General features: G+C 63.7%; 14 protein-coding genes. 3 read left to right on the top strand and 11 right to left on the bottom strand.

The genetic code is table 11. From position 1 onward, the window contains the following. Nucleotides 1-69 precede the first annotated feature (69 nt). Nucleotides 70-894, bottom strand: coding sequence for a c-type cytochrome (locus EPN33_03880; protein TAN23966.1), 825 nt, complete (start codon nucleotides 892-894; stop codon nucleotides 70-72). On the opposite strand from EPN33_03880, the gene EPN33_03875 reads away from it, so the two are divergent. Both EPN33_03875 and EPN33_03870 read left to right on the top strand, forming a co-directional pair. Further along, entirely contained in the window at nucleotides 670-3,345 is a 2,676-nt protein-coding gene (locus tag EPN33_03875; GenBank protein TAN23965.1) for a DUF5117 domain-containing protein, read from the top strand. The genes EPN33_03880 and EPN33_03875 overlap by 225 nt on opposite strands. A gap of 184 nt (nucleotides 3,346-3,529) precedes the next feature. After that, a complete protein-coding gene (locus EPN33_03870) occupies nucleotides 3,530-6,172 on the top strand; it encodes a glycosyl hydrolase family 2 (protein TAN23964.1) in 2,643 nt (880 codons plus the stop codon). Nucleotides 6,173-6,281: 109 nt separating this feature from the next. Here the strand turns inward: EPN33_03870 and EPN33_03865 are convergent, their stop codons facing one another. Genes EPN33_03865 through EPN33_03855 form a run of 3 tightly spaced genes read right to left on the bottom strand, consistent with a single transcriptional unit; the run spans nucleotide 6,282 to nucleotide 8,324 of the window. Next, nucleotides 6,282-7,079 carry a hypothetical protein gene (locus EPN33_03865; GenBank protein ID TAN23963.1) on the bottom strand — a complete coding sequence of 266 codons (798 nt, stop codon included), beginning with the start codon at nucleotides 7,077-7,079 and terminating at the stop codon, nucleotides 6,282-6,284. Between the two features lie 7 nt (nucleotides 7,080-7,086). Further along, entirely contained in the window at nucleotides 7,087-7,518 is a 432-nt protein-coding gene (locus EPN33_03860) for a biopolymer transporter ExbD (GenBank protein TAN23962.1), read from the bottom strand. Between the two features lie 5 nt (nucleotides 7,519-7,523). Beyond that, nucleotides 7,524-8,324: a flagellar motor protein MotA gene (locus EPN33_03855; protein ID TAN23961.1), complete on the bottom strand. Its 801-nt coding sequence runs from the start codon at nucleotides 8,322-8,324 to the stop codon at nucleotides 7,524-7,526. Between EPN33_03855 and recN the strand changes: the two genes are divergently transcribed. Beyond that, nucleotides 8,323-10,032 (top strand): DNA repair protein RecN, encoded by a 1,710-nt coding sequence (recN, locus tag EPN33_03850; GenBank protein ID TAN23960.1) that lies wholly within the window; start codon nucleotides 8,323-8,325, stop codon nucleotides 10,030-10,032. The genes EPN33_03855 and recN overlap by 2 nt on opposite strands. Here recN and EPN33_03845 read toward each other — a convergent pair. From EPN33_03845 to sufD, 7 genes are read right to left on the bottom strand one after another with little or no spacing between them, the layout of a single operon-like run. Continuing rightward, complete coding sequence (locus EPN33_03845; GenBank protein TAN23959.1) at nucleotides 10,017-10,373, bottom strand: cupin; 357 nt, start codon at nucleotides 10,371-10,373, stop codon at nucleotides 10,017-10,019. The two genes, recN and EPN33_03845, sit on opposite strands and share 16 nt — an antisense overlap. Continuing rightward, nucleotides 10,366-10,956, bottom strand: a complete 591-nt coding sequence (locus EPN33_03840) for an HAD family phosphatase (protein TAN23958.1) — start codon at nucleotides 10,954-10,956, stop codon at nucleotides 10,366-10,368. The genes EPN33_03845 and EPN33_03840 overlap by 8 nt, the downstream gene beginning before the upstream one ends. A 15-nt stretch (nucleotides 10,957-10,971) precedes the next feature. Continuing rightward, the gene (locus EPN33_03835; GenBank protein ID TAN23957.1) at nucleotides 10,972-11,559 is read right to left on the bottom strand and encodes an Rrf2 family transcriptional regulator; all 588 of its coding nucleotides are present in this window, start codon (nucleotides 11,557-11,559) and stop codon (nucleotides 10,972-10,974) included. Between the two features lie 12 nt (nucleotides 11,560-11,571). Further along, nucleotides 11,572-12,087, bottom strand: coding sequence for an SUF system Fe-S cluster assembly protein (locus EPN33_03830; GenBank protein ID TAN23956.1), 516 nt, complete (start codon nucleotides 12,085-12,087; stop codon nucleotides 11,572-11,574). 6 nt (nucleotides 12,088-12,093) lie between these two features. Further along, entirely contained in the window at nucleotides 12,094-12,552 is a 459-nt protein-coding gene (locus EPN33_03825; GenBank protein TAN23955.1) for an SUF system NifU family Fe-S cluster assembly protein, read from the bottom strand. After that, complete coding sequence (locus EPN33_03820; protein TAN23954.1) at nucleotides 12,552-13,787, bottom strand: cysteine desulfurase; 1,236 nt, start codon at nucleotides 13,785-13,787, stop codon at nucleotides 12,552-12,554. The genes EPN33_03825 and EPN33_03820 overlap by 1 nt, the downstream gene beginning before the upstream one ends. A 2-nt stretch (nucleotides 13,788-13,789) precedes the next feature. Next, nucleotides 13,790-15,124, bottom strand: coding sequence for a Fe-S cluster assembly protein SufD (gene sufD / locus EPN33_03815; protein ID TAN23953.1), 1,335 nt, complete (start codon nucleotides 15,122-15,124; stop codon nucleotides 13,790-13,792).

Here is a 15,124-nt window from a genome sequence, read left to right as displayed (position 1 = left end):
ATTTTAAAGCGGTCTTAGCGTAGGTGTGGCTCGCTTCGGGGAAGCGCGTACGGCGACGCTAAAACCGCTTCAGCGTTTTGACTTAGGCGCAGGCTTCGGTGCCGACTTCGAATTTTGCAGCATGGCGACGAGCGCATTCAGTTGCGGCTGCGTCAGGTTTTTGAAATCGGGCATGACGCTGCCGGGCGAGTACTTGGCCGGATCGCGGAAGTGCCCGATCAACCACGCATCGGTCCGCCCGCGCGTGCCTTCAGTCGACAGATCGGGACCAATGGTGCCGCCCTCGCCCTCGTACTTGTGGCACATAATGCAGTCTTCCTGATGCAGCAGCCGCTTGCCGTAGGCGATTTGCTCGGCCAGAGCCACTTCGCCCTTTGCGGTCGCTTTACTGCCGGCGGCAGGGGGCGGCGGAGGCGCGACCAGCGCTGCCAGTTTGGCGTCTTCCGCAGGCGTCATCTTGGGTAGCGCGTGGACGTAGCGGGTCAGCTTCCAGATGTCGTCGCTGGAGATCATGCTGTGCCAGCCAGGCATGCCCGTGAGACGGATGCCGTTGTTGATGATCCAGTAGAGTTCGGCGTCTTTCCAAGCTTGCACATGTGGCGAGGTCAGATCCATGGCCGGCGGGTACATCGCCAGACCCAGCGGATTCTGCGACTTGCCGTCGCTGCCATGGCAGAGCGCGCAATGCGTAAGGAAACTCTGCCGTCCCTGAGCCAGCGTCAGCTCGGTAGCGGGCGTAGGATTCTTCTTGTTTTGCGCCTCCAGTGGAATCACCACGTCCTTGGCAGCGTTGGCCAGCTTGGTCTCCAGTGCCGACGGCTTGCTGCGCGCACTGCAGCCGAGCGCCAGCAGCAGCGGGGCAATGAGAATCGTCAATACCAGGTTCTTTTTCATGGCAGTAGTGTTATCGTGGCGGGAACCCGCAGGAGGGCCACCAGTCTTATGAGACGTACCAGTCTTGTAATGTATTCGATTCTTTTCAGTCTACTTGCGACTACCGCTGCAATGGCGCAGAACGCCTTTATTCCAGTCCATTGGGATGCAAAAACCAATGTAGTTGAATTCTCACTCAGCCCGCAACGGCTGCAAGAGGAATTCCTGCGCTTCACGGGCCTCGATGGTGGCACCGGCTCGCTCGGCGGTGGCGGCGACCGGGGCTCGGTTGGCCCCACCAACGTCTGCCGCTTCGAGCACCTGGGCAATAAGGTGCTGGTGATTGACGTCAATACCCACTTCCGCGCCTCCAACGGCAGTGCCGAACTTCAGCACTCGGTCGGCGACAGCTTTCCTGCGGCCGTCATTGCCGCGCTACCCATACTTTCGGACCAGAACGGCACGCTCACCGTCAACGCCAATCCGCTCATCCTCGCAGACACCACCGGCATAGCACAGCGGCTGCGTGACCGTGCCTCCGCCAGCGCTGGCTCCTGGCGCCTCGATCCCAGCCGCAGCGGCCTGGTCGCCAGCCACACCCACGCCTTTCCGGACAACACCGAAACCGAGGCCCTGCTGACGTTTACCTCCGAAGCCGGCCGCGTCTCCACTGAAGAAACAGCCGGCATCGTCACCATCAAAGTTCACCAGTCCTTCGTCGCGCTGCCACAGCCCGGCTACGCGCCACGGAGGTTCGATCCGCGCGTCGGCTACTTCACGCAAAACTTTGAGGACTTCTCGCAACCTTATGACCAGCCGCTACTGCGCGAGGTGATTGACCGCTGGCGTCTGCAAAAGAAAGACCCCAGCGCCGCCGTCAGCGAGCCCGTCAAACCGATAACGTTTTATCTCGATCAGGCGATTCCGGAGCCTATGCGCTCGGCCATCCGTCGCGGGGCGCTTTGGTGGAACGAGGCGTTTCTGGTCGCTGGCTTCAGCAACGCCATCGTGATCAAAGACCTGCCCCTCGGCGCCGATCCCAACGATTTCCGCTACTCCACCATCCAGTGGACCAACCGTGAGGGCCGGGGCTGGTCGGTCGGACAAGCGCAGGCCGATCCCCGCACCGGTGAAATTCTGCATGCCGTCGTGCAGCTTGATTCCCATCGCATGCGGACCATGCACCACTACTGGAACGCGCTGATTCCTTACAGAGGCCAAAATCTGCCGGCGGGCGTGCGCGATGCGGCGCTGAATACCTTTGCCGGCCTCGACGGCATGGACCCGCAGCTTTCGCAGCAGGAGGTCATGACGCGGCGGATTTCGCTGCTCGCCTGCCACGAAATGGGCCATGTGCTCGGCTTGGCGCACAACTTCCTCGCCTCAACCTATGGCCGCGGCTCGGTGATGGATTACTTCCAGCCGCGCGTGAAAATCCGCCCTGATGGCACCGCCGATCTTTCCGACGCCTACATGCAGGGCGTCGGCAGCTACGACAAGCTGGCGATCGCTTGGGGCTATGAACCGGCCTCTGAACAGGCGGCCACGGTACGCACCATGATCACCAAAGGCATCGTCTGGGGCAACAGCCAGGACGCCCGCTGGAGCGCCTACGACGACGGCCCCGATCCGGTGACCTGGCTGCGCGAGGTCGTCCCGGTTCGCAATGTTCTGCTGAAGCAGTACGGCCCGCGGATGTTGCGCCCCGGCCAGCCGGTTTCGGTCCTGGCCAACCGCTTTGCGCTGGTTTACCTGTTCCACCAGTACGGCCTCGAAGCCGCGCTGAACGTCATCGGCGGCGCGGAAATCCCGACCGCGCTCGCCGGCGATGGGCAAACGCCCATCACAGTTTGGCCCGAGGCCGGCCAGCGCGAGGCGCTGCAGCTTGAGCTGGCGGCGCTCGCGCCGAAAGAAATGGCCATTCCGCCCGCACTGTGGCGCGAACTGGCGCCGCTCGAATCCCGCAATCCGATCGAACAGACCGAACGCTTTCGCTCCTCCTCCGGCTTCTTGTTCGACCCTTTTGACGGCGCTCAGGCCATCGCCGATATCGTCGTCGACGGTCTGCTCAACCCCCAGCGCCTCGAACGCCTCGAAACCATCCGCCAGGAATCGCCCGCCGGCAACGATCTTTCCGCCGAGGATGTGGTCCAGGCGCTGCTGCGCCAAGCCTTCCCTGCCCCAGCCAGCGGCAATGGCCTACAGGCGATCGTGCAGGTTACCGCAGCCGAAGGCATCATGAACCTGGCCGCCAGCAAGCAAGCGCCCCCGCCGGTCGCCTCCGCCGCTTGGGCTGGAGTGCTCGAGCTGCGAAGTACGCTGAGCCGCCAACTCTCACAATCGCCGCGCAACCCTACGCTGCAACGTCTACAAGCCGAAACCGCCCGCTTTATCCGCAACCCGCACCAATTCGCTCCGCGGATGTTCCCCACCCCGGCTCCCACCGGCCCCCCAGTCGGCGGCGGCATCTAAAAGCTATGGCGGCGCCGCAGGTTGTGGCTCCGGAACCGCAACGCGGACCAGCACAGCGAGATCATCCGGCCGAGAATGTAAGAGCGCAAGGAAGCGCATCACTGCGGGTTGCGGCGTGTGCCTGAAGCTGCTCGCCGAGCGGGAACTCGATCTCCGGCGTGAGGTCGCGCTCGTGTGAAGTGGTATGCTGACCGAGGCCGTCGCAAGAGGTCGCAGCCCTGTGAAACACCTAAACCTCGCAGCCCTCACGCTGCTCTTCGCGGGATCCATAGCCGCAGCTCAAACCCCTGGTCGGCTGCTCGTTTTGCACCGTGGCTGGGAGGTACAGTCGTCGGCCGAGGTGACGGCGGCGCCGGAGGTGGTCTCGCGGCTGGGATTTTCTACTGCGGGCTGGCTGCCGGTGACGGTGCCCTCGACGGCATTTAATGCCGAAGTGGTCAACCACCGCGTGCCCGACCCTGATTACGGCATAAACCTGCGGCAGGCGCCGGGGGTCGAATACAAGATCGGTCGCAACTTCACCCACGACGAAATTCCCGCCGATAGTCCCTATGCCGCGCCTTGGTGGTTCCGGACCGAATTCAGCCTGCCGGCCGCCGACGCCCATAAGACCATCTGGCTCGACTTCCACGGCATCAACTACCGCGCCAACATCTGGCTCAACGGCCATGAAATCGCCACGCAAAAGCAGGCGCGCGGCACCTTCCGGCGCTTTGAGTTTAATGTCACCGGCGTCGCTCACGCGGGGCGCAACGCGCTGGCAGTCGAAGTCTACGCGCCGCGCGAGCGCGACCTCGCCATTACTTTCGTCGACTGGAACCCCATGCCGCCCGACAAAGACATGGGCCTGTGGCAGAAGGTCTTTATCCGCACCAGCGGGCCTGTCGCCATTCGCCACGCCTGGGTGCGAACCAAGCTGGATTTGCCCAGCCTCAACGTCGCACACCTGACCGTCTCAGCGACGCTCGTCAATGCCACCGGGCACACCCAGCGCGGCGCCCTGCGCGGCAGCGCGGCTGGACACAGGTTCGAGCGCGTCATTACGCTTGCGCCCCACTCCAGCCAGATCGTGAGCGTGCCGATTGAGGTTCGGCACCCGGCCCTGTGGTGGCCTAACGGCATGGGGCAGCCGACGCTGCATCCCCTGCGGCTGACGTTTTCGATTGGCGGCAAGCTCAGCGACCACAGTTCGCAGATGTTCGGCATGGACGAAATCACCGCCCGCAAGAACGCCCAGGGCTCCGAGCAGTTCTACATCAATGGCCAGAAAGTTTTCGTGCGCGGCGGCGGCTGGACGCCCGACATGCTGCTGCGCGACGGCCCGGCGAAATGGACCAACGACTTCAGGTACGCCCGGCTGCTCGGCCTCAACACCATCCGCCTCGAAGGCAAGCTCAGCGACGACGCCTTCTTCAATCTCGCCGACCGCTACGGCATCCTCATCATGGCCGGCTGGTGCTGCTGCGATCACTGGGAGGAGTGGCCACGCTGGAAAAGTGACGAGGGTCTAATCTCGACCGAATCCCTCCACGACCAGGCCCAGCGGTTGCGCGGCCACGCCAGCGTGCTCGTCTGGCTCGACGGCAGCGACAACCCTCCGCCGGCGCATGTCGAAGAGGCGTACCTCGACGTGTTGCACCAACTCGACTGGCCCAAGCCGATCCTGTCGTCCGCCTCGGCCAAGCCGGCGCAATTCAGCGGGGCATCCGGCGTGAAAATGACCGGCCCGTACTCTTACGTGCCGCCGGTGTACTGGCTGGCCGATCCCGAGCACGGCGGCGCGCGCGGTTTCAATACCGAAACCAGCCCTGGCGCGGCCATTCCACCCATCGCCAGCCTCAAACGCTTCATCCCGCCCGACCATCTCTGGACCAGCCAAGGCCCCAATGACCCTTACTGGCTCTTCCATGCCGGCAGCGGCAACTTCACCACCCTCAATCGCTACCTGAAGCCGCTCGAAGCCCGGTACGGGCCGATCACCAACCTCCAGGATTTTGAATGGAAATCGCAGGCGACCGCCTACGCCGGTGAGCGCGCCATGTTTGAAGCCTTCGGCCGCCGCCAGGGCGAAGCCACCGGCATCATTCAGTGGATGCTTGATAATGGCTGGCCCTCGCTCATCTGGCACCTCTATGACTACTATCTGCGCCCCGGTGCCGGCTTCTACGGCGTCGAGCGCGCCAATGAGTCGCTGCATATTCAGTACTCAAAGTTTGACCGGGCCATCAGCGTCGTGAACCACACCCTGCGCCGCAGTCCCGGCCTGAACGCCACCGCCATCGTTGCCGATCTCGCCGGCCGCACGATCTACACCCACAGTGCGCCGGTTCAGGTCGGTCCGGAGTCGGATGCCGATCTCTGGACGCTGCCGCCGTTTCCAGGCACCGTCTTCCTGGAACTGAAGCTGCTCTCGGCGAAAGGCAAGCTCGTCAGCCGCAACTTCTACTGGCTATCGAATAAACCCGATGTCCTCAACCAGAAAGCCGGCACTTGGTTCTACACGCCCGAAAGTCAGTACGCCGACTTCACCGCGCTCGACCACCTGCCGCGCGCGCATGTGGTCACCTATGCTGCCATTTTCAAAGGCTCCGACCATAAGAACGTGCGCGTGGTTAACAAAGGTTCAACCGTCGCCCTGCTCGTTCACCTGCAAGTTGTGAACAGCAAAACGGGCCGGGAATTGCTGCCCGTATGGTGGCAAGACAACTACATTTCCCTACTTCCGGGCGAGTCCGAAACGATTGCGGTCGACTTCCTTGTCGCTCAGCTCCACGGCGCGGCGCCCGCCCTGCGCGTCGACGGCTGGAACCTCGGCGCCCAGCGTTGAGCAGGGAATGCCCGCAGGCAACCCGGCAACTCGCCCACAGGATCAACAACTTACAGATCCGACGGTCACATCGCGTGAGACAGTTAGGCCTGTTTTTAACCGCCGCAACTCAGTTGATTTCGAAGGTGACGCTCACCGCCAGCGCGTTGTGCTGGTAGCCGGCGGGCAGGGGAAAGCGCTCCGCGGCCGACATCTGCTGCACCGCGTTCATCGCCATGCCGTTCACCTCGACCGAGTTGGCGCGGTGGAGGTAGTAGATCAAGTTGATCTGGCCGTTGCGGTGGACCGTCATGGTGACCGTGACCTTGATGCCCGCCGGCAGCACCGGATCGCGCGGCTGCTGCAGCCAGTAGAACTGCAGCCGGTCGCGCAGGTGGTTGACCCAGTCGGTATAGAGATTGCCGAAATTGGCGTCGCCAAACGACACTCCGCCGCCGCCGCTGTTGCCCTGGGTCGAACTGGTTGCCGAAAACGACACCCGCCCGCCCGCGCCGTAAGCGACGCGCTGCTGATGCTTGAGCGGATCGGCTTTGGCGAGCCGCCGCAGTTCCTGCTCCGCCTGCTTGCGCGCTTCCTTCACCGAGTTGTAGGCCGGCAGCGCCACGGAATGCTTAGGCGCGCGCGGCCGGCGCACCGGCATAGAAACGCCCGCCGCGGGCAGATCGTTAACCAGGCGATTGGGAGTGGGCGTAACAATCTTCGAAGGAATGGGGATAGCTCCGCCCGGCAGTTGACTCACCAGCCCCACCTGGATGCCGGCCGCCGCTGTGCCTGGATGCGCACCGCCAATGGGCAGGTACTTGCCCAGCCAGGCGCCATAGACCAGCACGAACGCCAGCACAGCGTGCAGGCAGAGCGAGAACACCCAGCTCCCTTTGCTGGTGCTCTGGGTTCGGGGCGACTTCATCAGCGCCTCAATTCGCGCCGCCGGCGGGGGTATGGTCGTAGGGATGGGTCACCATCTGCACCGTCGCCATGCCACCTTGCTGGATCGCGTCCATCACCCGCGCCAGCACTCCCCAGGAAACGTGCTCGTCGGCGCGGACGTAGATTTCCTTCTGCTTGGTGACCGCGCCCTGTTGCTTCAGATCCTGGGCGATCGTTCTCAGATTCGTGAGCGTGTTGCCGATATAGACGTCACCGCTGCGGTCGATTGAAACCACCAGCAGGTTTTTGGTCAGCGACTTGGTGTTGTGCGTCTGCGGCAGCGTGAGCTGAATGCTCGATTGCACCACGGGCGCGGTGATCATGAAAATCACCAGCAGCACCAGCATCACATCCACCAGTGGCGTGACGTTGATTTCGACCAGCGGAGCGCCCGGACCGCCATTGAGGTTTGCGGCCATCGCCCTCAGCGGCCTCCTACCGTAACGTGATCCGGCTCGGCGGTCAGTACATCCTGCGCGCGCGTAGTGAACTCCAGCGAGCACTCCTCAAGCGAAGTCGTCTGCTCGCGGATGCGATGAACAAACTGGTTGTAGGCGATCAGCGCCGGAATGGCGGCAAACAGGCCCGCCGCGGTCGTAACGAGCGCCTCCGAAACGCCCGGACCGACTGCCCGCAGCGTTGCTGTGCCGGCATTACCGAGGTCGTAGAAGGCGTCCATAATGCCCCAGACCGTGCCAAAAAGACCGATAAAAGGGCTGGCGGAGGCGATGGTGCCGAGCCAGCTCATGCGTGACTCCATGATCGCGACCTGATCGCCCTGCTCGGCCCGCAGCGCCCGCTCGACGCTCGCCAGGTTGCGGCTACCATTCGGCCGGAGCTGGCGCTCAAGTTCGTCGTAGCCGGCTTCAAAGACGGAGACGGCGGGGCTGGGCAGGAAGGTTTCCGAAGCGGCGTGCAGTTCACTCAGCCGGCTGGTCTTGTAGAGCGCGCGCAGGAAACTGTGGGTTTTGCGGCGCAAAACGCGGAATTTCCGCCATTTGTCGTAAATGATGGTCCAGGAATAAATCGACAGGATCACCAGGATCGCAAGGATGACCTGGGCGACAATACCGATGTTGGCGACCATCCCCGACACCGCAGCGCCGGGAGCAATTAGGCACAAGATAGTCAAGTGGACTCCTGTCCCTACGACCCCTTTGGGGGGCCGGGAGTGTGGATAGCTTAAAAGTAGCATAGCGCCGTATCCTGAAGAGCCGAGCATCATGCTGATCACCCTCCAGATAGAAAATTACGCCCTGATGGAGCGGGTGTCGATCCGGTTTGGACCGGGGTTGAACGTGCTGACGGGCGAGACCGGCTCCGGCAAGTCGATTCTGGTGGACGCCCTCGGACTGCTGCTGGGAGAGCGGGCCGAAGCGGGAACCATACGCAGTGGGGCGAGCTTGGCCACGGTGACGGGCAGTTTCGATTCCCCGTTCGCCTCGACGGCGGAGGCCGCGGCGTGGTGCGAGGAGCACGGCCTGACAGAGCTGGAGGCCGAAATCCGGCTGCGGCGCGAGGTTGGCGCCACCCGCAGCCGGGCCTTTATTGACCATCAGCTTGCCACCGTGGGGCTGCTGCGCGAGCTGGCGCAGCGATTGGGGGAAGTCCACTCGCAAAACGAGGCCTTGGTCAGCTTTACGCCCGCAGCGCAGCTTAGACTACTCGACCGGTTTGCCGGCACGGAGCTCGAAGTCAGTGCCGTTGGCGAGGCGTATGCACGCTGGCGCGAGGCGAACGAGAGGTTGCGCAATGAGGAGGTGGAACGGCGGCGGCAGGAGCAGGAAGCCGACCTGTGGCGCTTCCAGCTCGCCGAAATCGATGGCGTGGCACCGGTCGCGGGCGAAGATGCGCGACTCAGCGAAGAGCGCCAGATTCTGGCCAATGCTGAACGCGTGCTCGGCGCCGCCCAAGTTGCTTACGGGTGCCTGTATGACGAGCCTGAAGCGGCAGCCGCACAGCTCAAGGCGGCTCAGAAGCAAATCCAGGACTGGCAGCGGTTCGACCCCGCCGTGGCGAGCCTGAGCGAGCGCATCGAGGCAGTTCGCGTTGAGGTAGACGACATCGCGCAGGAGTCGCGGAGGCTGGCCGAACGGGTGGAAGCCTCGCCTTCACGGCTGGCGACCGTCGAAGAGCGGCTGGCAGCGCTCGACCGCTTACAGCGCAAGTACGGCCCCTCGCTGGGCGAGGTGCTGTCCAAGCGTGAGGAGGTAGCCGAGAAGCTCGATCGCTTTGCTCATGCCGGCGAGATTGCTGCGCAGACGCGCGCGCAAGCGGCGGCTACGGAAGCCGAATACCGGAGATTGGCCGACGCCTTAAGCCGCAAACGGCAGGCGGCGGCGAAGCAGCTCCAAACTAAGCTGGAGGCGGAGGTTGCCGAGCTGGCGATGACGCTGCGCTTCGAAGTCGAGTTTGCAGAAGTAGAAGAGTGGAGCGCTGCAGGCTGGGATCGTATCCGCTTTCTGGCTTCCACCAACCCCGGCGAACCGCTGCAGCCGGTAGCCGCCATCGCCTCCGGTGGTGAGCTCTCGCGCCTGTTGCTGGCACTGCATCTGGTCGCCGAAGCCAGGCAAGAGACGCGGACCGGCGCCGCGCAACGAACGCTGGTGCTGGACGAAATCGATGCCGGCATCGGCGGCCGGGCGGCGGCTGCAGTGGGCCAAAAACTGCAGCGGCTGGGTGAGCACTATCAGGTGCTGTGCGTGACGCACCTGGCGCAAATCGCCTGCTACGCCTCAACCCATCTGCGCGTCGAAAAGCAGGAAAGCAAGGGCCGTACCACGACCGCGATCGAACCGCTGGAGGGCGAGGCGCGCACCGCCGAAATTGCCCGCATGCTCGCCGGCAATGCCAGCGATCCGACGGCCCTGAAGCACGCCCACGAGCTGCTCGCCTCGGCGCGTCCGCGCCGCGCGGCTCACTCGTCGCGGTGAACGGTGGCGGGGCGGAAGGCGGGGAGGCAGATGGCGATGTAGCCGGCGCCGTGCGGGGTCGAGTAGCGCACCCATTCGCCGCGTGGGGCGATAACGGCCTGGTTGGGGGCGACGTCGAGCGCGCCACCGCGGTACTCGACGTGAAGCGTGCCGGAGAGCACCAGCGTGTATTCGTCGAACTCCGGCGTCTGGCCCGGTTCCTGCCAGCCCGCTGGGCTGTGCATGTGGGCGACGCTGAGGGCGCCGGTGCCAGAGTTGACGTGGCCGATGAATTCATCGATCAGCTTCGGCTTGTTGCCGGCCGGGGCGATGCGGGTGGGTTGAGCGATCAGTTTAGGCATTGGGGCGTAGGTCGTGCGCGAGTTGCGCGGCGGAGGTGAACAGGAAGCAGGATAGGCCGAGGGCACGCGGCGACTCAAGGTTTTCCGGCCGATCGTCAATGAAGCCGCACTCTGCGGGGCGGGCGTGGAGAATACCGAGCGCCCGGCGGTAGATTTCCGGGCCGGGCTTGCGCACGCCCAGATAACAGGAGGAGCAGAAGGCGGAGAAATATTGGCGCAGGCCGAAGTGTTCGATGCGATAGGCGTTCAGGTCGCGGCCTTCATTGTTCAGGGTGGCGAGACGGTAGCGGCCTTGCAGGCGCGGCAGCAATGCCAGCGACTCCGGTTTCGCTTCGGAACAGGATTGCATGAAGGCGATGAAGTCGGGCCGGGTGAAGCCGCGTGGCTCGGTGAAGACGGCCTGGGTCAAGTAGTCATCGAGCGAGAGCGCACCGCATTCAAACGGCTCCGTGAGCGGGACATGGCGCCGTTGCAGCTCGGCGGCGTCAAGGCCAAAGTGTCCGGCAGCGCGGGCGCGCTCGGCGTGGTCCCAGCCATTGGTCAGCAGCACGCCGCCAATATCGAAGAAGAGGGTGGTCAGCATTGATTGCTGATTGTTTCAATTTTTCGAGGAAACGGTCGCAAGACCGGAGACGGTCACGAGGTGATCGATCCAGGTGGTCATTTCGGATTCGTTGCAGAGCAGGTCGCGCAGGCTGGTCTTATCCAGCACCTGGTCGAGCACCAACTGGAGCGAGCGCCAGAGCGAGCGCAGAGAGCAGTTCACGGAGTGGGTGCAAATGCGCTCCTCGCCGGAGTGCATCTCGCAGAAACTGGGCTCGTATAAACGCCCACCGAGCACGGCCAGCGCTTCGCCCACCGCGATCTGTTCGGGCGGACGCGCAAGCACATAGCCGCCGGCTGCACCGCGGGCACTGGTCACCAGACCGCCGGTGCGCAGCACGCGCATCATCTTGGCGACGTACGGAACCGAGATGCCCTCGAGGCGCGCGATCTCCGGGATCGTAAGGCCACCGGCGCCCGATTGCGCCGTCGAGTCTTCGGGCCCGGGCGATGAGGGAACCGACCAACGGGAGGCGTGGGGCGCAGTCCCGCGTACAGGCGGCGCGAGCCGCTGCTGTTGATGGCGGATGCCCAGCCGCAGCAGACAGCGAAGGCCGTATTCTTCCTGGCTTGAGAACTTCATATGTGCTTCCGTTTACCAGTCAATTCCGAGTTGCAGCCTTGCGGCTTGGGACATTTTGCTCTGGTCCCAGGGTGGCTCCCAGACCAGATCAAGTTGCACGTCGCTGACGCCCGGCACCGAACGGACCTTCTGCTCGACTTCGCCCGGCAACACACCTGCGGCCGGGCAGCCGGGCGCGGTCAGCGTCATGATCACATGCACCTTGCCGTCATCGGCGATGTCGATTTTGTAGATCAGGCCGAGGTCGTAGATGTTGACCGGAATCTCAGGATCGTAGCAGCTCTTCATAGCGTCAATGATGTACTCGCGCAGAACGGCAATCTCGGGCGAGTCCTGATTTTCCGGCTCCGGCGGCAGATCGGCGACCGCGACCTTGGCAGGCTGGCGGCGCTCCCATTCGCGGCGCAGTTCGGCGGCGGTGTCGCGCTGGTGCTTGGCTTCCTTCAGCACCGCCGGCTCGGGGGATTTCTCGAGCTCGGCGGCGACGGCTTCTTTATGTTCGGCTTCTCTTAGCAGGAAATCATCCATACCCAACTACTCCGTGCTCACCGGCTCGGCCACGCCGCTCGACTCCAGGGCCGCGTGCAGCGTGTGCCAGGCGAGGCTGGCGCATTTCACTCGCGCCGGATATTCGCTGACGCCGGCGAAGACTTCGAGCTTGCCCAGCTCCGGCGCGTCTGCCGCGTCCTCGGCTTTGCCGGTGACCAGCGCGTGAAAACGATGATACAGGGCCTCCACTTCCGCCCGTGACTTGCCTTGGACGGCCTCGGTGAGCAGCGAGGCGGAAGCGGTCGAAATGGCGCAGCCGCTACCCTGGAACCGCACCTGGCGGACGGTGTCGCCCTCGATCTCGACCATGACGGTAATGCGATCGCCGCAAAGCCGGTTGAACCCCTCGGCACGGCGATTGGCCTCGGGAAAGGGACCGAAATTGCGCGGCCGCTTGCTGTGGTCGATGATCAGCTCCCGGTAAAGATCGCCCAATTGCGACATCAGGCAAACATCTCCCGGACGCGCCGCAACCCCTCGGCCAGGCGTTCGACTTCGGTGCGGGTGTTGTAAAGGGCGAGCGAGGCGCGCGTGGTCGCGGGAATTGAAAAGCGATCCATCACCGGCTGGGCGCAATGATGCCCGGTGCGGACGGCGACGTTGAAGGAATCGAGCACGGTACCCACGTCGTGGGGGTGAATGCCTTCCATCACGAACGACAAGACGCTGGCTTTGTCGGCGGCCATGCCGATGAGGCGCAGACCAGGAATCTCTTCCAGCAGCCGAGTGCCGTAGACCAGCAGTTCGTGCTCGTGCGCCTCGGCGGCAGCGCGGTCGAGGCTTTCGAGCCAACTCAATGCGGCGCCCAGACCGATGGCGGCAGCGATATTGGGCGTACCGGCTTCGAACTTGTAGGGAATCTCGTTATAAGTGGTCTTCTCAAAAGTGACTGAGCGGATCATGTCGCCGCCGCCTTGCCAGGGCGGCAGCCGGTTCAGCCACTCGACGGTGCCATAGAGCGCGCCTATGCCGGTGGGGGCGTAGACCTTGTGGCCGGAAAACGTGTAGAACTCGCAGCCCAGCGCGCGCACGTCAATCGGAACGTGCGGTGCGGCCTGGGCGCCGTCGATCAGTACCGGAACCTTTTTCGCATGCGCCCGGCGGGTCATCTCGGCCACCGGATTTACCGTACCGAGAGCGTTCGAGATATGGGCGAAGGCGGCCAGTTTGGTTTTAGGGCCGAGCAGGCGGGTGAAGGCGTCCAGGTCGACTTCGCCGCGATCGTTGATCGGCGCGACACGCAGGCGCGCGCCCGAGACCTCACAGGCGAGCTGCCAGGGAACGATATTGGAGTGATGCTCGAGGCCGGTGATCAGGATTTCATCGCCGGGATGCAACTGGGTTGCGGCAAAGCCGTGGGCCACGAGATTGATGGCTTCGGTCGTGCCGCGCACGAAAACAATTTCCTGTTTGGAGCCGGCATTCAGGAACCGGCGCACGGTTTCGCGGGCGGCTTCGTAATCTTCCGTCGCCCGCTCGCCCAGGCGGTGGACCGAGCGATGAATATTGGCGCAAGTTTCGGTGTAGGCGCGGTGCAACGCGTCGAGAACGACCTGGGGCTTCTGCGCCGTGGCGGCGTTATCGAGATACGCCAGTTCGGGATGAGCGCGCAGCAGAGGAAACTCGGCGCGGATGGCTGCCACATCAAACGCCGCAGGAATGGTCGCATGTACCGCCATAGCTACTCCGCCCACTTCTTCCAGAGCAACGCCTCGAGGGTTTCCTTCAGTCCGGGTGCGTGGATGCGGCTGAGTACGTCGGCTGCAAAAGCGTAGATCAGCAGCTTGCGGCTTTCCTCAAGACCCATGCCGCGCGAGCGCAGATAAAACAGGGCCTGAGCGTCGAGCTGGCCGACGGTGGCGCCATGAGTGCAACGGACGTCATCGGCGTAGATTTCCAGTTGTGGCTGCGCGTTGATGGTGGCGGCACCCTCGGACAACAGCAAGTTCTTGCTGCTCTGGATGGCATCGGTATGCTGCGCGTCGGGACGGACAATGATGCGGCCATTGAAAATACCTGCGGCCTGGTTGTCGAGCACGCCCTTGTAGTACTCGCGGCTAGTGCCCAGCGGTTTGGCGTGGTCGAGCACGGTCGAGTTGTCCACATGCTGCTTGCCGTCGATGGCGAACAATCCGTTGAGCATGCATTCGGCACCTTCGCCATCGAGAATGCAGTGGACGTTGTTGCGCACGAGAGAGCCGCCGAGCGCAATCGAATGCGCGGTGAAGCGGCTGTCACGCCCCTGGCGCGAACGGAGCTTAGAGATGTGAAACGCCGAGCGGCTTTCCTGCTCCATGCGGGTGTATTCGACCTGGGCGTTGGCGGCGATCTCGAACGCGGTCACGGCGTTGGTGAAGTAGACATCACCGTCGGCGCCGGCACAGGTTTCAATCACGCTGCACTGGCTCTCGCGTCCGGCCAGAACCACGGTCCGGGGATGGGCGATGCCTTTGCGCTCCTGCGATCCGGTGGTGAAGTAGAGGATCGAAATCGGCTGTTCGACGACCGCTTTGGGCGCGATCTCAATCCAAGCGCCATCGGCAAGAAAGCTCGTGTTCAGCGCGACAAAGGCCTGGCCGTGCTCGTCCTCATAATCGAGGTACGGACGCAGGTCGAGACCATCCGAGGCGAAGCGCTCGCCCAGAGAACCCATGCGGCAGCCGGCGGGCAGCCTGGTGGAAGACAATCCGGGCGCGAAGACACCGTTCACGAACACCAGACGAAGCGCGTTCGCACCCCAATCGACGCCAGGCAGATCGAGGCCGCGGACGCGCGGAACGAGCTGCGTGGGCGGCAGCGGCGGCTGCGACTCGAAGGAGCTGAGCGCGATGGGCGCGGTGTTGGTTTGGCGCCAGCCTTCCATCTTGTGATGGGGAAAGCCCATTTCGCAGAAGCGCGCGAAAGCTTGCTGCCGCAACTCATGCAGCCATGCCGGGCGCGGATCCTGGCCGGTGAAGCGGGCTTCGTAGTTGGCCAGTACGCCCGAGGTGGCATCCTGCAAACCAAACAAAGGCAT

The sequence above is a fragment of the Acidobacteriota bacterium genome, assembly GCA_004299485.1.
Taxonomy (GTDB): domain Bacteria; phylum Acidobacteriota; class Terriglobia; order Terriglobales; family SCQP01; genus SCQP01.
This window is presented reverse-complemented; position numbering and strand designations above follow the sequence as displayed.